Origin of the sequence: Sulfitobacter sp. BSw21498 (assembly GCF_006064855.1) — a bacterium.
GTDB lineage: Bacteria > Pseudomonadota > Alphaproteobacteria > Rhodobacterales > Rhodobacteraceae > Sulfitobacter.
This window is the reverse complement of sequence record NZ_CP040753.1, coordinates 99353-115038: the sequence shown is the minus strand read 5'-3', so window position 1 is coordinate 115038 and position 15686 is coordinate 99353. Positions and strand designations below refer to the sequence as shown.

The window sequence follows — 15686 nt, the reverse complement described above, 5'->3', positions numbered from 1 at the left end:
ATTAGTCGCCTTTAAACTGTCGGACCGCATGAACCACGCGACGGCATGCGCTTTCATCGCCCACGGTAATGCGCAGGCAATTGGGCAGCTGGTATCCGGCAACGCGCCGCACGATCAAGCCTTGGGTCTTGAGGTGTTCATCACAAGCCTCGGCCTCGGCCTGCGACTTGAACCGCGCGAGAATAAAATTCGCGCAGGACACATCCGATGGAACGCCAATCTCGGCCAAGGCATCAGCCATCCAGGTGCGCCATTTCGCATTTTCGCTGCGGCAATGAGCAGCATACCCTGTGTCCTTGATCGCCGCTGTCGCCGCGTTCAATGCGGCTTGCGAGAGGTTAAACGGCCCCCGCACGCGGTTCAGGACGTCGATGATATGGGCCGGCGCATAGCCCCAGCCGATGCGCAAGCCACCCAGGCCATAGAGCTTTGAGAAGGTCCGCGTCATCACGATATTATCGTGACTATCGACCAAAGCAGCGCCGCCGTCATATCCTTCGACATATTCAGCATAGGCCCCGTCCAGAACCAGAATGGCCTTTTCGGGGATACCTGCGGCCAGCCGTTCAATTTCACTTAGCCCGATCATTGTGCCTGTGGGGTTATTCGGGTTCGCGATAAACACCAGCCGTGTCTTGTCGGTGCAGCCCGCAAGCAACGCGTCCACATCCGTCACCCGTTCATTTTCGGGCACCTCGACCGGGGTAGCCCCATTGGCCAGTGCGGAAATCCGGTACATGCCAAAGCCGTGCACCGTGTGCAGCACCTCGGTACCCTCGCCCGAAAACGCTTGGCACAGAAATGCAATAACCTCGTCTGAACCGGCCCCACAAATGATGCGATCGGCGTCGAGCCCGTGCACCTGCGCAATGGCTTGACGCAATGCTGTGTGATCGGATGACGGGTAACGATGCAGGTCATATGACGCATCCCGGAACGCTTTGATGGCGACGTCGGACGGGCCAAGCGGGTTCTCGTTCGAGCTAAGCTTGATCACATTTTCAAGCCCCGCCACATGGGATGCCCCGCCTTGATACAGCGCGATGTCCATAATGCCGGGTTGCGGGCGAATAGCGGTTGTCATCTGTCATATCTCCTGTCGGGCGGACCATAAACGCGCACCGGGTCCAACGCCACTACGATCTTGTCCCGGCGTCACTTTGCCCGACGCTAAAGTCGCGACACCAAACGCAAAAAGGGCCACGCCGGTCTTTCCAGCGTGGCCCCTTCGGCATTGATATGCGAGGAACCTTAGTTCTTCGCGTAGAATTCGACCACGAGGTTCGGTTCCATCATGACAGGGTATGGCACGTCGCCCAAAGCGGGGGTGCGCACGAAAGTCGCTGTCATCTTGGAGTGATCTGCTTCGATGTAGTCAGGCACGTCACGCTCTGCCAGCTGAGTGGCTTCCAGCAGGGCAACCATTTGCTTGGAACGATCACGCACTTCGATCACGTCGCCTTCTTTGACGCGGTAGGAAGGAATGTTAACCTTCTTGCCGTTCACTTTGACGTGGCCGTGGTTTACGAACTGGCGCGCAGCAAAAACGGTCGCGACGAACTTCGCGCGGTATACAACGGCGTCCAGACGACGCTCCAGCAGACCAATCAGGTTTTCACCTGTGTCGCCTTTTACACGCTCAGCTTCACCGTAGATGCGGCGGAATTGCTTCTCGGTCAGATCGCCGTAGTAGCCTTTCAGCTTTTGCTTTGCGCGCAGCTGGATACCAAAGTCGGACAGTTTGCCCTTGCGGCGCTGACCGTGCTGGCCGGGGCCGTATTCACGACGGTTCACTGGGGACTTTGGACGGCCCCAGATGTTTTCGCCCATACGGCGGTCAATTTTGTGCTTGGCAGCTGTACGCTTAGTCACGGCTGTTCTCCTTTTTGAAGCCCTGCAGAATTGCGGCGGGCGGTAAAGGGCGTTGTCCTTTGGCCGAAGCCTGACAGGGTTCCCCTTGCGGGGTCCACCAACACCAATCAAGCGGCGCTTATACGGCGCTGCGGCGCGGAGTCAATGATGGAACTCGGATGAATTTGCTACAAATCAAGACGCACACTTCCGCAGCCCCCCATTGCTGTGCAATTGGCCCGCTGATCAAATCTATTCACCCGCTTGGCATCCACACTTTTGAGAGTCGCAGCGCCTTAAAATCTCTTAATTCATTAACAAATGGTTAACGCGGCTAATTTTAAGTTGAAATCAGTAAATTTGTCGCTCACCATCAGCATGTTGATGAGTAAACAAGGGGGGCTAGTGTGATGGAAAACCTGCACGATCGCCGCAAGATCAATCTGCATTCAGTCCGCATCGCCCCGATAACGGAGACTAAAACTGCCGAGTATTTGGTATGAGGATACTTGCCGTTGAGGACAATCAAGATCTGCGCAGCTTGTTGGAAGAATATCTTCGGACGCAGGATCACGAGTATGTCCGGACGGCCGCGTCCGGTAAAGAAGCCCTTGAAGTCATTCACAGTGCACCGATTATATTCGACTGCTTGCTTCTAGACATCCAGATGCCGGAAATGACCGGCATAGAGCTGATCTCTCATATCCGCCAAATTAAGGGCTACGAATTTGTACCGATCATTATGCTGACCGGCGTTAAGAACAACGAAAGCATAGCGAAAGCTTTTGTTGCTGGCGCGTGGGACTATATCGTCAAACCGTTCGAGTTTTTCGATCTCGAAGCGCGCATCCACGGCGCAGAGATGCGAAATGCAGAATATGTTCGTCACCTCAGACGTCCCCATGAATCACCGAACCAAGAAAATTTTGACGTTCTGAAAGAACTCGCGCTCGACCGAGCAATGGCACCATCCGAGCTTTTGGCAAGCGGGCTTGTGCCCCAAGATGCGTTCGAGAATTACATTATGCGGATGCAATCCGAATTTGGCGGTGGCATGCAAGTTGCCGTTATCGTGCTGCAGGATTTTGCGAAGGTCCTGTCTAGCATACCCGAGGGCCAACGGGTCAATTTCTCTGTCAGCCTCGCCCGCAAACTGACCGATGCGCTCAGCAGCCTTAACCTGATCGTGACCTATCGGTCCAACGGGGCATTTGCCGCGCTGTCTCCCGCGCTCAAGACGCAAGCGAACTTGAACATCGCGGACGTAGCCACCGCAGCGGTTCAAACTGCGACAGAGGACCTTTCGTTATCCGGCATCACGGTCAAGGTTGACTATTGCCGCACCAAAGCGTTTTCGACCAGCAGCGACACGATCGTGATGCTGGACCAACTGGCAAGCTCCCTTGGCGCTGTCACCGCGTAAGGCGACCCAGGTCAACTAGGCACCGACCGGTTATCGCAGCGCCCAATCGTGCTTGGGCATCTGCGCGACGATGGTATGGCGGTGGCAGCAGGTTAAATGATCATTCACCATCCCGACCGCCTCCATAAACGCGTACACAATTGTCGGGCCGCAAAACTTAAATCCCTGTTTTTTCAAATCGGTGGATATTTGCTTTGAAAGCGGCGTCCAGGCCGGAACGTCCGCCTGACGCTCGAACCGGTTCTGCTGCGGTTCGAAATCCACATACTTCCATAGATATCTGTCGAACCCCTCCCTCTGCTCAATCTGCTGCCACACGCGGGCATTGGTGATCGCCGCCGCGATCTTTCCGCGGTGGCGGATTATACCGGGGTTGGCCAGCAGCCGTTCAACGTCTGGCTCACCCCACGTAGCGATGACGTTAGGGTCAAAACCGGCAAATGCCTCGCGAAAATTCTCTCGCTTTTTAAGTATCGTGATCCAGCTGAGCCCCGCCTGAAAGCCGTCAAGGATAAGCTTTTCCCAAAGAGCACGGCTGTCATACTCGGGCACACCCCAGTCAGTGTCATGATAATCCAGATAAATCTGCTCTGGTCCCGCCCAGTCACATCGGTGCATCGGCTCCCCTTCTCCGCGCTCATTGGCAGAATAGTTAAAATTTGTGCTGCATTGCCGCGTTAACCCCGCGTTATAAGTATTGGGGCCAAGGTGACACAAGAAACGCGATAGATGGAAGCACCCCTTGGAAGAGATGTCACAACACCCGCTCGCTGATCTGCCCGAAGGCACGCGAAATCCGCTGGATTATGCCGTTAACCAACGCGACAGCAGCACAATCGCGATTGTCAAAGACGCAGTCGCGCACAAGCAGACCTTGATGGCCTACCAGCCCGTCATGCGCGATGTAGAAGATCCGAAAGTTGCCTTTTACGAGGGCTTTATCCGGATTTTGGACCCAACGGGGCGGGCCCTCCCAGCTCGTGAATTTATGCACCTCATCGAAAAGACGCAGCTTGGCCGCGAGATAGACGTGCTGTCGCTTCAGGCGGGGCTAACGGCGCTGAGCGATAACAAGAACTTGCGGCTATCTGTCAACATGTCAGCCCGCTCTATCGGCTATGCGGGATGGACGAACGTGCTGAATCGTTGGCTCTCGCGCGACGGCACCATTGGCGAACGGCTGATTCTAGAAATCAGCGAAAAATCCGCGATGCAAATGCCAGAGCTTGTCAGCAGTTTTATGGACCAAATGCAGACACGGGGCGTTTGCTTTGCCCTCGATAACTTCGGGGCCGACTACATCGCTATCCGCTACCTTAAAGATATGTTTTTTGATATCTTGAAGATTGACGGGCAATTTTCGCGTGGTATCACCCTCCACCCCGACAACCGTGCGATTGTATCGATCATGGTCTCAATCGCGCGTAACTTTGATATGGTATGCGTTGCCGAACAGGTCGAAAATCAAGAGGATTCGTCGCTTCTGCATTCTCTTGGCGTCGACTGCCAACAGGGGTTTCTATACGGTGCACCAACCACTCAACCTTTTTGGCATAAATCGACCGAATTGCGTAAAAACGCGTAGGCCGACAGGGCGTGATTGCCGCATGTGTAGCTATAGGATATGTCCCAAAGCATAGAAGACTGGGGAGCGGGCAACCACCGCGTTAATACCCTACGTCAGCAGTTCAGGGGAAGAACACATATGACCAACGTCGTCATCGCATCCGCAGCCCGCACGGCCGTAGGCAGTTTCAGCGGATCTTTTGCAAACACGCCTGCACATGATCTAGGTGCCGCAGTCCTGAAAGAGATCGTCACACGCGCGGGTATTGACCCTTCCGAGGTGAACGAAACTATTTTGGGCCAAGTTTTGACCGCAGCCCAAGGGCAAAACCCTGCACGCCAAGCACATATCAACGCGGGCCTGCCCATCGAAAGCGCGGCATGGTCGATCAACCAAGTGTGCGGTTCGGGCTTGCGCGCCGTGGCGCTGGCGGCCCAGCATATCCAACTGGGCGATGCTGATATCGTGGCCGCAGGTGGGCAGGAAAACATGTCGATGAGCCCCCACGCGCAAAACCTGCGTCCGGGTCAAAAAATGGGCGACATGCAGCTGATTGATACGATGATCCGCGACGGCCTGTGGGATGCGTTCCATGGCTACCATATGGGCCAAACCGCAGAAAATGTTGCAGCAAAATGGGAAATCAGCCGCGACGCCCAAGACGAGTTTGCAGTCGCCTCGCAAAACAAGGCCGAGGCTGCGCAAAAAGCCGGTAAGTTCCAAGACGAGATCGTGCCTTTCACCGTCAAAACTCGAAAGGGCGAGATTATCGTCGATCAAGACGAATACATCCGCCATGGTGCCACCATGGAAGCCATGCAAAAGCTGCGCCCCGCTTTCGCCAAAGACGGATCTGTCACAGCGGCCAACGCGTCGGGTCTAAACGATGGGGCGGCAGGCGCGTTGCTAATGTCGGCAGATAATGCTGAAAAACGGGGTATCACCCCGTTGGCGCGCATCGCATCCTATGCCACCGTCGGCCTAGACCCAACGATCATGGGGGCCGGTCCGATTTACGCGTCGCGCAAAGCATTGGAAAAAGCCGGCTGGAAAGCAGAAGATCTGGACCTCGTCGAAGCCAACGAAGCTTTTGCCGCTCAGGCCTGTGCAGTTAACAAAGACATGGGCTGGGATCCTTCGATCGTGAACGTCAACGGCGGCGCAATTGCTATCGGTCACCCGATCGGCGCATCCGGCGCGCGCATTCTCAATACGCTTTTGTTTGAAATGCAGCGTCGCGGCGCGAAGAAAGGGCTCGCCACTTTGTGCATTGGTGGCGGCATGGGCGTCGCGATGTGCCTTGAGCGCCCATAACGCTCCATAATCAAGCTCTCGTGGCGCGCGCTAAGCGACTTCACGCGCCACGAGAAAAACAAATGCTCTTTCCTTGCGTAAACTGTTGCAAAGAAATCCAAGCGTGACTACAAATTCCTCACGTAATTTAATTACGAATTTACTACGGCAAACGAAACAACATTGCCACTAGGGAGAGTTTTATGTCACGTGTTGCACTTGTAACCGGAGGGAGCCGCGGGATCGGGGCGGCTATTTCCACAGCATTGAAAGACGCCGGATATACTGTAGCGGCGACTTATGCCGGCAACGACGATGCTGCCGCGCAATTCACAGAATCAACCGGGATCAAAACCTATAAGTGGAACGTCGCAGACTACGAGGATTCCAAAGCCGGAATCGCCAAAGTCGAAGAAGATCTAGGCCCCGTTGAGGTGGTTGTTGCGAACGCGGGCATCACACGCGACGCGCCTTTCCACAAAATGACACCCGACCAATGGAACGAAGTCGTTGGCACAAATTTGACCGGCGTTTTCAATACCATTCACCCAGTTTGGCCCGGTATGCGCGACCGGAAATTTGGTCGGATCGTGGTCATAAGCTCGATCAACGGGCAAAAAGGCCAATTCGCACAGGTAAACTATGCGGCGACCAAAGCGGGTGACCTCGGCATTGTGAAATCCTTGGCTCAGGAAGGCGCGCGCGCCAATATCACTGCGAACGCAATCTGCCCCGGCTATATCGCAACGGATATGGTGATGGCCGTGCCGGAAAAAGTGCGCGATTCCATCGTGGCGCAAATTCCGACAGGCCGCTTGGGCGAACCGGAGGAGATCGCGCGCGCTGTTGTATTCCTTGTCAGCGATGACGCGGGCTTTATCAACGGGTCGACAATTACCGCGAATGGTGCCCAGCACCTGGTCTAGGTACCCGTCGTAGAAACGCGAAAGACCAGTGCATTCAGCACTGGCCTTTCTGCCGTCGGCCCATCGGGCACGCCGGTCAAACGTATAATTATATCAGCTGGAAAGCCGGGTAATTTCCTCTTTCAAACGCAGCTTTTCTTTTTTCATATTCGCAACCTTCAGGCCGTCGATACTCGGCGATCGTTGAGCCTGTTCTACAGCGTTACTCATTGCCAAATGCTTGCGTTTCAGAGCATCCAGATGTGCGTCAAAAGACATGTAACTCTCCTTAGGTTATGTTGCGTAGGAGGAGTGAAGCACGAAATATTTCACCTGTCACGCGGCACCGCAGCAAAACTATCGACAAGTTGAGATATCGGCGGGAGGTTGCTTAGAACGGCAGCGCCGCGCCCTCGCGCAGGACCGCCCGGATTTGCAGCACATAGCTGTCGCCATCCGCCATATGCCGAGGACCCTCGTGCATCACGAGCGGCGCATTCAACCGAAATGCACCCCGCCCGCTTTTGCGTGCCCGTAAGATCACCAGCTCGGCCAGCCGTCCGATGCGCGGCGCGATCGGCAGCACTTCGATACTGCCCATATCATGAGGTAACGCGCGGATAAGATCGGGCAGCCGTTCGGCGCGATGGATGAAATGTGCCTGCCCCTTGGGGGCCAGGCGTTTGGCCGCAATCTTGACCCATGTTTCCAGCGGAGTAGCCTCGCCCAGTGCCGTCTCGCGACCTAAATTCGTCGCAGCAATAGAAGCGTGACGATCGAAATACGGCGGGTTGGCAAGCACGTGGTCAAATTGTCGCTGCCGCAGCGCCAAGGGCATGGCGTCGATGTCGGCTTCGACCACTTCGAATGTAGGATCGTTCAGCCGTGCGAGCGCGGCATAGGCCGGCTGGATCTCGACTCCTGTCAGCTGCAACCCCGATACACGCGCGCCCAAACAAAGCGACGCAGCCCCCACCCCGCACCCAAGCTCCAGCACGCGCTGGCCTGCCCGCGCAGGGATGGTTGCAGCCAATAAAACAGGGTCCACACCCGCGCGATATCCTTTGCGTGGCTGCCACAAGCGCAATTTCCCGCCAAGGAAAGCATCCCGCGTCAGCGTGTCTGGGCCGAAGCTATCCATCGTCGTTAGTCGGGCAGTCCGGTGGGGATGTCATTATCGCGCAGCACCCGTGTCGCGGCACCGTGATCATCGTCATGCACCATCAAACGACGGGGGAAAATACCGATCCCGCCCTCAAGCACGCTCATGTTTACGTCGAGCGGAAAGCAGTCTATATCCTCGCCCTGAAGAAGGGCGCTGGCAAAGGCGATTATTGTCGGATCGGTTGTGCGTAAAAGTTCCTTCATAACAGAGATGTAAGGGCAATCGACGTTGATTGTCGAGCCTTCCAATTAAGGTCGTGTAGATGACGAGCGAAAACACCCAGAAACCGCATGATCAAATGGCGGCCTATCTGAGCGCAGATATGACTGCCGTGAATGACCTGATCCGCGACCGCATGGCGTCTGAACATGCACCGCGCATCCCGGAGGTCACCGCCCACCTGGTCGAAGCAGGCGGCAAACGGTTGCGCCCGATGCTCACGCTCGCGGCGGCGCGGCTGTGTGGCTATGACGGCCCTTACCATGTGCATCTGGCAGCCACGGTAGAGTTTATTCACACGGCAACGTTGCTGCACGATGACGTGGTCGATGAAAGCGCGCAGCGGCGCGGACGACCGACGGCGAACCTGCTTTGGGATAACAAATCTTCGGTGCTGGTGGGCGACTACCTGTTTGCGCGCAGTTTCCAGCTGATGACCGAAACCGACAATATGCGCGTGCTGGCGATCCTTGCGAATGCCTCTGCCACGATTGCCGAAGGCGAAGTGCTGCAACTGACGGCGGCCCAGAATTTGGCGACGGACGAAGGTATCTACCTGCAGGTCGTGCGCGGAAAAACCGCGGCGCTGTTCTCGGCGGCGACGCAGGTGGGCGGGGTCATCGCCTCAGCCCCCGACGCGCAGGTCCAAGCGCTGTTCAACTACGGTGACGCCTTGGGCATCGCGTTCCAGATTGTCGACGATTTGCTGGATTACCAAGGCGATCCGAATGCGACCGGCAAAAACATCGGTGACGATTTCCGCGAGCGCAAGCTGACCCTGCCGGTGATCAAAGCGATTGCCAAAAGCGATGCCGAAGAGCGCGCCTTCTGGGCCCGCACCATCGAAAAGGGGCGGCAGGAGGAAGGCGATCTGGACCACGCCCTGTCGCTGCTGCACAAACATGGCACGCTGGACGAGACCAAATCAGAGGCGCTGGCGTGGGCGGAGAAGGCCAAGACCGCGCTCGACACCCTGCCCGATCACGACCTGACCCGGATGCTGCGCGATCTGGCCGATTACGTCGTGGCGCGTATCAACTAGCCTAGCACCGGCGCGGCGACCACCCACCAACCGGGATGCTTGTCCGCGACACGGGCGGCGGCGCGTTGTGCAAACGCTTGGGTCTCGTACAGGCCGAAACAGGTGGCTCCGGATCCAGACATACGGGCCAGCAACGCATCCTGAAGGCTGTGTAGGCACGTCGCCACCTCTGGCACCAGTTGGACCGCTGGAGCCTCGAGGTCATTGCGCTGCGTCGCCAGCCATGCGGCGAATGCGGTGGCACTGGCGAATTCGGGCAGCTCTTTCGGCATCGGCGCATTGGCGCGGGCTTCGAGTCGCGAGAATACTTCGGGTGTGGCGGCAGATTTATTCGGGTTGATCAACACCAGCCAACAGGGCGGCAACTTGGGCGCAGGTGTCAAAACCTCGCCGATCCCCTCCATCCGCTGGGGCGTGTCATACAGGCAGACCGGCACATCCGCCCCAAGCCGGGCGATATCATCGGGTACGGGCAGCCCCCAGTGGGCCGATAGTAAATGGAGCATCGCGGCGGCGTCTGCTGATCCACCGCCGATCCCCGCCGCAGCAGGCAGATTTTTCGTCAGGTGCAGCCGCGCCCCTCTGCCAGCGCCAGCGTCGAGCAGGCGCGCAGCACGCACGACGAGGTTGCGGTCATCATTGGGGGCAGCGGCACCATATGGGCCATCGATGAACAGCTCAAGCTGGTCGGACGGCGTTACCGTGATCCGATCACCGACGCCGGCCCGTACCACAAGGCTGTCGAGCAAGTGATACCCGTCACCGCGCTGCCCTGTGACGTGCAGCGTCAGGTTCACCTTGGCCCAAGCGCTCCGGTTGCTGGCAACCCCGAGGGATGCGGCCTTGGCGGTCATTTTTCAGCGGAGGCTTTGCTAAGCGGTTCGGCCCCTTCTTCGGCCAATACAGCATCCAGTCCGACCTCGAGCTTGCGCCGCATGCGTTTCGGGTCCGCCTCGCTGTCCTGATCTTCGGGATCGACGAAAGACAGGGCGCGGCGCCATTGGAATTCGGCCTCGCGTTGACGACCCACGGACCAATAGACATCACCCAAGTGGTCGTTCAGCACCGGATCCACCGCAACGAGCTCTACCGCGCGTTCCATCTGGTCTACGGCCTCTTCGTAGCGTCCCAGCCGGTAAAGCACCCAACCAAGAGAATCGACGATATAGCCGGAGTCCGGGCTGGCTGCGACGGCGCGCTCAATCATGTTCAGCGCCTCGTCCAGATTGCGACCTTGTTCAACCAACGAATACCCTAGGTAGTTCAGTACTTGCGGTTGGTCGGGATTGATCTCGAGCGCGGTGCGGAAATCGCGTTCGGATGCTTCGCCGTTGCCCAGGCGTTCTTCGGCGATGCCACGCGCATAATACAATACCCAGCGTTGCGGGTTGCTGTCAGGTGTCAGTTCAATCGCCTTGTCGTAGGATTTTATCGCGGCCTTGAAATCGTCCTGTGCCCGCAGCGCATCGCCCAAAGCGGAATGGACCGACGGGAGCGTCCCATGGCTACGCGTCAGTTGTTGCAGCACCTCGATCGCCTGCTCAGGCTTGTTAGACCGCCGCAACGCCGCCGCGCGGCCCAGTTCAGCCGCATGGTAAGCGGGGTTGTCGGCGGGCACGTCTTGCAGTTCCTGAATTGCCAGCTCGTACTGGCCGATGTTTTCCAGCAGGTCCGCCGTCAGCAACAGATCGTCGATGTGATCGGGGCGCAGGTAGCGCGCGATGCGCGAATACAGCAGCACATAGTAGTCACCGGCGCTTTCGTTGCGCAGCACAGCTGCGAAGGTAAAAAACACTTCGGCGATTCCGGCCTTAGCATCGGGGATCTGGGTAAAGGCAACCTGCCCGTCCCCTTGCAAGGCCGCGACCAGATCATCAAGTTCAGGGTCACTGTTGGCACCGAAACTGTCGGTCAGCAGCGCGAGCGCTTGTTCGTTCCGCCCCAACTGGCCCAGAATTTCGACCCGCGCGATCACCCCGCGTCGGGTCTGCCCGGCGGACCCCGCTTGGCTCGCGGCAAAGATTGCCTCTGCCCCCTCATAATCGCCGACAGACGCCAACGCCAAAGCCTTGTGGTACATCACAAACCCCTGCATCCCAGCCTCTGTGCTCAGGGCATCGAATTGGGCAAGGGCGGCGGTCATATCGCCGACGCCCATTTGTGCCCAGGCTTTGACCAGCCCGTCGACCCAAGGGCCAATCCCACCTTCGTCTGCCGATTGCGCGATCAGGCCGGCATAGTCTTCTTCTTGTGCCATGCCTGCGGTGGTTACCAGATAGGCAATTTGCCCGGGTTGATCCGACGCCGCCATGACCCGCGCCAAGGGCAAAGCGCGTTCGATATTTCCGAGCGACAAAAGCGCCAGTACCGTGCTTTCAAGGAATTCAGGGTTTTTGGGATCAAGCGCCAATGCCTCGCCATAGTATCTCGCGGATTCCGCAAAATCGCTACGTACCGCAGCATGTCTCCCCGCGAGATAGGCACCGGCTGCCGATTGCGCCTGTGCGGGCATCGAAACAGCACCGGTCAGCGCCAAAACGCTAGCGGTCAACAATAGGTTACGGATCATACTGGCACGCCTCATTTATATTTAGGCGCAAGGCTAACAGGTTCGCGTCCAAGCGCAATGCCGCCTATCCAAAGGAGCATACCGCTTACCCTCTATCGGCGGAACCTCGCATGAAAAAAGGCGCGCCGAAGCACGCCTTTGATCGAATTCGTCCCGTAAGCGACGCTTACATGTTGGGGTAGTTCGGGCCATCCCCACCCTGCGGCGTGGTCCAGACGATATTCTGCGTCGGGTCCTTGATGTCGCAGGTTTTGCAATGCACGCAATTCTGGAAGTTGATGACAAAGCGCGGGTCCTTGCCGTCTTCCTCGACGAATTCATACACCCCCGCAGGGCAATATCGCGCCGAAGGGCCCGCGTATTCTGGCAGGTTGATGTTCACCGGCACCGATGGGTCCTTGAGCGTCAAATGCGCAGGCTGGTTTTCATCGTGGTTGGTGAACGAGAACGCCACGTTGGTCAGACGGTCAAAGCTCAGCTTGCCATCGGGCTTGGGGTAATCGATCTTTTTGTGCTTGGCGGCCTTTTCGGTCGCCTCGGCATCAGATTTCCCATGCCCCAACGTCCCCAACAGCGAGAAGCCGAATGTGTTGGTCCACATGTCGAACCCACCCACGGCGAGCGACGTCATGAGGCCGTATTTGCTCCACAATGGTTTGACGTTACGGACCTTTTTCAGGTCTTGGCCGATTTCGCCGTTGCGTACATCGTCCTCGTAGGCGGTCAGCTCGTCGCCTGCGCGGCCTGCCTGAATGGCTTCATAGGCGCGTTCGGCTGCGGCTTTGCCCGACAGCATCGCATTGTGGTTGCCCTTGATGCGCGGCACGTTGACCATGCCGACAGAGCAGCCCAGCAACGCCACACCCGGTGCAACCATTTTGGGCATGGACTGATAGCCGCCCTCGGTGATCGCACGCGCGCCATAAGCGATACGTTTGCCGCCTTTCAGCAGCTCGGCTACCATGGGGTGATGCTTGAACCGCTGAAATTCCATGTAAGGGAAGACATGCGGGTTCTTATAGCCGAGGTGAACAACGAAACCGACATACACCTGATTGTTTTCGATGTGATAGATGAACGACCCGCCGCCCGCGTTCTTGCCCAAGGGCCAGCCCATCGTGTGCGTGACGGTGCCCTCTTTGTGCTTGGCGGGGTCGATCTCCCAGATTTCTTTCATGCCAAGGCCGTATTTCTGCGGCTCTTTTCCGGCATCCAGATCGTATTTCGCGATCACCTGTTTCGACAGGCTCCCGCGGACGCCTTCAGAGAGGAACACATACTTACCGTGAAGCTCCATACCGGGTTCATAGCCGTCGCCCTTGGTGCCATCAGCGCTGATGCCGAATTCACCGGCCACGACGCCTTTGATCTCGCCGTTGTCACCATACACCAGTTCAGAGCACGCCATCCCGGGGAAGATCTCTACGCCCAAGGCTTCAGCCTGCTCGGCCATCCAACGACAGACGTTGCCCATGGAAACGATATAGTTGCCGTGGTTATGCATCAGCGGCGGCATGGGGAAGTTCGGCACGCGGATCTTGCCCGCCTCGCCCAGCATATAGAAGTTGTCTTCTTCGACCTTGGTCTTGATCGGCGCGCCTTTTTCTTTCCAATCCGGCATCAAAGCGTCCAGACCGACCGGATCCAGAACCGCGCCGGACAGAATATGCGCGCCCACTTCGGAGCCTTTTTCCAGCACGACCACATTGCAGTCGGCGTCCAGTTGCTTCAGACGGATCGCGGCGGACAGCCCGGCAGGGCCCGCACCGACGATAACGACGTCATATTCCATTGCTTCGCGTTCAACTTCGGCCATTTGGGGCTCCTCTTCGGGCAGAAAACGGTTTGGATTTCGCTAAACCAGCACAGTAGGTATTGCAATCGCAACACAGCGTAAATTAGCGCACCCACGACAGTTTGCATCATATATATTGCAGGTGCAGCAATATTGTTTCGCCACGTAAAATAGCGCTTCCCAACGGCTTGCCAATATGGACGTGCGGATTGCCGCGCTCCGGCAGACACCCCCTTGCATTCGCAGGGCAGTTTGGGTCAGGTAAGGATCAATTCAAATCGGTTGCACCCTCGGACATCAATTCGCGGGCTGTGACCCTCATTGCGTGGACGCCCCCCGATGGAAAAAATCCCCATGACCCGCGCCGGTCACACGGCTTTGGAAACCGAACTGAAGCACCTGAAGTCGGTTGAACGCCCTACCATCATCAAGGCCATCGCCGAAGCCCGCGAGCACGGCGATCTGTCCGAAAACGCAGAATACCACTCTGCCAAGGAAAAGCAGTCGTTCATCGAAGGCCGCATCAAAGAGCTTGAGGGTGCGATTTCCCTTGCTGACGTGATCGACCCTAAAAAGATGTCCGGCGCGATCAAGTTCGGCGCGAGGGTGACTTTGGTTGACGAGGACACCGACGAAGAAAAGACCTATCAGATTGTCGGTGAATACGAGGCCAATATTGAAAAAGGCCTGCTGAATATTAGATCCCCCATCGCCCGTGCCCTGATCGGCAAGGAAGAAGGCGACAGCGTCGAAGTGCGGACGCCGGGGGGGGACAAATCCTATGAGGTTCTCAAAATCGTCTACGCATAAGCCGGGGACAAACTGATGACCGAAAAACTGCAGCTGAACCCGAACGCACCGCGCCAATCCGCGCGGTCGACCCCGTTCGGCGTTTATTCGCGCCCCAGCGACGGCGGTGGCTTTAACATCGAGATCATCGCAGCCGCGCTCACAGTGGTCTGGCTACTAGGCTCCGTGATTTTCTTCATGGTGCTGCCGTCGGACGAGGCTTCTGACAGTGGGGCCGGTTTGCGCGTATTGATGACCATGCTTGCGGTCGTCATGCCCGTGGGCATGATCTGGGTTGCCGCCATCGCTGCCCGCTCCAGCCGCGTCATGCGCGAGGAAAGCAAACGGTTGCAGACTGCAATTGATGCGATCCGACAGGCCTACATTTCGCAGCAGCAGGGGCAAAGCCCTGGTGCCGATGCGACCGTCGCGCGCAAGCTCGATGAAATTGCCGCCGCCGCGCGCAAGACCGAAAGCACGCTGGCCACCTTCCAAAGCCGCCGCGACGCAACCACCCGTCTTGCGCCTCTTAAGCCCGTCGTCGTTGACGATCAGCCTGTTTTGGCGCTTGGCACGTCGGCAGCGGATATGACGCAGCCGCTCTCGCACGAGGATTTCATCCGCGCTTTGAACTTCCCCGAAACGGCAGACGATACCGAAGGCTTTTCTGCGTTGCGCAAGGCGTTGAAGGACCGCAATGCATCCCAGCTGGTTCAGGCGTCCCAAGATGTGCTGACGCTGCTGAGCCAGGACGGCATCTATATGGATGACCTCGCCCCCGACCGCGCCCGCCCCGAAATCTGGCGTCAGTTTGCGCAAGGTGCACGCGGCCGTCCAATTGCGGCATTGGGTGGCATCCGTGACCGGTCTTCGCTGGCGCTGACAAGTGCGCGTATGAAACAAGACCCGATCTTTCGCGATGTTGCGCATCACTTCCTGCGCCGCTTTGACCGCGCCTTTGCTGCCTTTGAAGCAGAAGCATCTGACGCGGACATCTCTGCGCTGACAGACACACGCACAGTGCGGGCCTTTATGTTGCTCGGGCGTGTGGCAGGGACGTTCGACTAG

The 15686-nt window shown here is 57.6% G+C and carries 16 protein-coding genes; 7 read left to right on the top strand and 9 right to left on the bottom strand.

Annotated elements, in window-relative coordinates; translation table 11 throughout:
* Window position 1 precedes the first annotated feature (1 nt).
* Both hisC and rpsD read right to left on the bottom strand, forming a co-directional pair.
* Entirely contained in the window at window positions 2-1084 is a 1083-nt protein-coding gene (gene hisC, locus E5180_RS00665; RefSeq protein WP_138922705.1) for a histidinol-phosphate transaminase, read from the bottom strand.
* Between the two features lie 167 nt (window positions 1085-1251).
* Complete coding sequence (rpsD, locus tag E5180_RS00660) at window positions 1252-1872, bottom strand: 30S ribosomal protein S4 (RefSeq protein ID WP_093731879.1); 621 nt, start codon at window positions 1870-1872, stop codon at window positions 1252-1254.
* A gap of 478 nt (window positions 1873-2350) precedes the next feature.
* Between rpsD and E5180_RS00655 the strand changes: the two genes are divergently transcribed.
* Complete coding sequence (locus tag E5180_RS00655; RefSeq protein WP_138922704.1) at window positions 2351-3274, top strand: response regulator; 924 nt, start codon at window positions 2351-2353, stop codon at window positions 3272-3274.
* Between the two features lie 30 nt (window positions 3275-3304).
* Here the strand turns inward: E5180_RS00655 and E5180_RS00650 are convergent, their stop codons facing one another.
* Window positions 3305-3892, bottom strand: a complete 588-nt coding sequence (locus tag E5180_RS00650; protein ID WP_138922703.1) for a DNA-3-methyladenine glycosylase I — start codon at window positions 3890-3892, stop codon at window positions 3305-3307.
* Between the two features lie 133 nt (window positions 3893-4025).
* On the opposite strand from E5180_RS00650, the gene E5180_RS00645 reads away from it, so the two are divergent.
* The 3 genes from E5180_RS00645 to phbB all read left to right on the top strand — a co-directional run bounded on the left by E5180_RS00645 (window position 4026) and on the right by phbB (window position 7060).
* On the top strand, window positions 4026-4859 hold the full coding sequence (locus tag E5180_RS00645; protein WP_441351431.1) for an EAL domain-containing protein: 834 nt from the start codon (window positions 4026-4028) through the stop codon (window positions 4857-4859).
* Between the two features lie 120 nt (window positions 4860-4979).
* The gene (locus tag E5180_RS00640; RefSeq protein ID WP_093731875.1) at window positions 4980-6155 is read left to right on the top strand and encodes an acetyl-CoA C-acetyltransferase; all 1176 of its coding nucleotides are present in this window, start codon (window positions 4980-4982) and stop codon (window positions 6153-6155) included.
* Between the two features lie 182 nt (window positions 6156-6337).
* The gene (phbB, locus tag E5180_RS00635) at window positions 6338-7060 is read left to right on the top strand and encodes an acetoacetyl-CoA reductase (protein ID WP_138922701.1); all 723 of its coding nucleotides are present in this window, start codon (window positions 6338-6340) and stop codon (window positions 7058-7060) included.
* 93 nt (window positions 7061-7153) lie between these two features.
* On the opposite strand, the gene E5180_RS00630 is transcribed toward phbB, so the two are convergent.
* From E5180_RS00630 to E5180_RS00620, 3 genes are all read right to left on the bottom strand, one after another.
* Window positions 7154-7318, bottom strand: coding sequence for a YdcH family protein (locus E5180_RS00630; RefSeq protein ID WP_138922700.1), 165 nt, complete (start codon window positions 7316-7318; stop codon window positions 7154-7156).
* Between the two features lie 112 nt (window positions 7319-7430).
* Window positions 7431-8180 carry a tRNA1(Val) (adenine(37)-N6)-methyltransferase gene (locus E5180_RS00625; protein WP_138922699.1) on the bottom strand — a complete coding sequence of 250 codons (750 nt, stop codon included), beginning with the start codon at window positions 8178-8180 and terminating at the stop codon, window positions 7431-7433.
* A 5-nt stretch (window positions 8181-8185) separates the two neighbouring features.
* The gene (locus E5180_RS00620) at window positions 8186-8407 is read right to left on the bottom strand and encodes a putative signal transducing protein (protein ID WP_093731946.1); all 222 of its coding nucleotides are present in this window, start codon (window positions 8405-8407) and stop codon (window positions 8186-8188) included.
* Window positions 8408-8466: 59 nt separating this feature from the next.
* On the opposite strand from E5180_RS00620, the gene E5180_RS00615 reads away from it, so the two are divergent.
* The gene (locus E5180_RS00615; RefSeq protein ID WP_138922698.1) at window positions 8467-9465 is read left to right on the top strand and encodes a polyprenyl synthetase family protein; all 999 of its coding nucleotides are present in this window, start codon (window positions 8467-8469) and stop codon (window positions 9463-9465) included.
* Here the strand turns inward: E5180_RS00615 and E5180_RS00610 are convergent.
* The 3 genes from E5180_RS00610 to E5180_RS00600 form a co-directional block, all read right to left on the bottom strand.
* Window positions 9462-10319 carry a 4-(cytidine 5'-diphospho)-2-C-methyl-D-erythritol kinase gene (locus E5180_RS00610; RefSeq protein WP_138922697.1) on the bottom strand — a complete coding sequence of 286 codons (858 nt, stop codon included), beginning with the start codon at window positions 10317-10319 and terminating at the stop codon, window positions 9462-9464. The two genes, E5180_RS00615 and E5180_RS00610, sit on opposite strands and share 4 nt — an antisense overlap.
* Window positions 10316-12034, bottom strand: coding sequence for a tetratricopeptide repeat protein (locus E5180_RS00605; RefSeq protein ID WP_138922696.1), 1719 nt, complete (start codon window positions 12032-12034; stop codon window positions 10316-10318). The genes E5180_RS00610 and E5180_RS00605 overlap by 4 nt, the downstream gene beginning before the upstream one ends.
* A gap of 166 nt (window positions 12035-12200) precedes the next feature.
* Window positions 12201-13850 (bottom strand): electron transfer flavoprotein-ubiquinone oxidoreductase, encoded by a 1650-nt coding sequence (locus E5180_RS00600; RefSeq protein WP_138922695.1) that lies wholly within the window; start codon window positions 13848-13850, stop codon window positions 12201-12203.
* 318 nt (window positions 13851-14168) lie between these two features.
* On the opposite strand from E5180_RS00600, the gene greA reads away from it, so the two are divergent.
* Complete coding sequence (greA, locus tag E5180_RS00595) at window positions 14169-14639, top strand: transcription elongation factor GreA (RefSeq protein ID WP_138922694.1); 471 nt, start codon at window positions 14169-14171, stop codon at window positions 14637-14639.
* A 15-nt stretch (window positions 14640-14654) separates the two neighbouring features.
* Complete coding sequence (locus E5180_RS00590; protein WP_138922693.1) at window positions 14655-15686, top strand: hypothetical protein; 1032 nt, start codon at window positions 14655-14657, stop codon at window positions 15684-15686.

Coding starts and splice junctions, on each gene's coding strand:
- hisC (WP_138922705.1), bottom strand. CDS start 1,084: ATGACAACCGCTATTCGCCCGCAACCCGGCATTATGGACATCGCGCTG.
- E5180_RS00655 (WP_138922704.1), top strand. CDS start 2,351: ATGAGGATACTTGCCGTTGAGGACAATCAAGATCTGCGCAGCTTGTTG.
- E5180_RS00650 (WP_138922703.1), bottom strand. CDS start 3,892: ATGCACCGATGTGACTGGGCGGGACCAGAGCAGATTTATCTGGATTAT.
- E5180_RS00645 (WP_441351431.1), top strand. CDS start 4,026: ATGTCACAACACCCGCTCGCTGATCTGCCCGAAGGCACGCGAAATCCG.
- E5180_RS00640 (WP_093731875.1), top strand. CDS start 4,980: ATGACCAACGTCGTCATCGCATCCGCAGCCCGCACGGCCGTAGGCAGT.
- phbB (WP_138922701.1), top strand. CDS start 6,338: ATGTCACGTGTTGCACTTGTAACCGGAGGGAGCCGCGGGATCGGGGCG.
- E5180_RS00630 (WP_138922700.1), bottom strand. CDS start 7,318: ATGTCTTTTGACGCACATCTGGATGCTCTGAAACGCAAGCATTTGGCA.
- E5180_RS00625 (WP_138922699.1), bottom strand. CDS start 8,180: ATGGATAGCTTCGGCCCAGACACGCTGACGCGGGATGCTTTCCTTGGC.
- E5180_RS00620 (WP_093731946.1), bottom strand. CDS start 8,407: ATGAAGGAACTTTTACGCACAACCGATCCGACAATAATCGCCTTTGCC.
- E5180_RS00615 (WP_138922698.1), top strand. CDS start 8,467: ATGACGAGCGAAAACACCCAGAAACCGCATGATCAAATGGCGGCCTAT.
- E5180_RS00610 (WP_138922697.1), bottom strand. CDS start 10,319: ATGACCGCCAAGGCCGCATCCCTCGGGGTTGCCAGCAACCGGAGCGCT.
- E5180_RS00605 (WP_138922696.1), bottom strand. CDS start 12,034: ATGATCCGTAACCTATTGTTGACCGCTAGCGTTTTGGCGCTGACCGGT.
- E5180_RS00600 (WP_138922695.1), bottom strand. CDS start 13,850: ATGGCCGAAGTTGAACGCGAAGCAATGGAATATGACGTCGTTATCGTC.
- greA (WP_138922694.1), top strand. CDS start 14,169: ATGGAAAAAATCCCCATGACCCGCGCCGGTCACACGGCTTTGGAAACC.
- E5180_RS00590 (WP_138922693.1), top strand. CDS start 14,655: ATGACCGAAAAACTGCAGCTGAACCCGAACGCACCGCGCCAATCCGCG.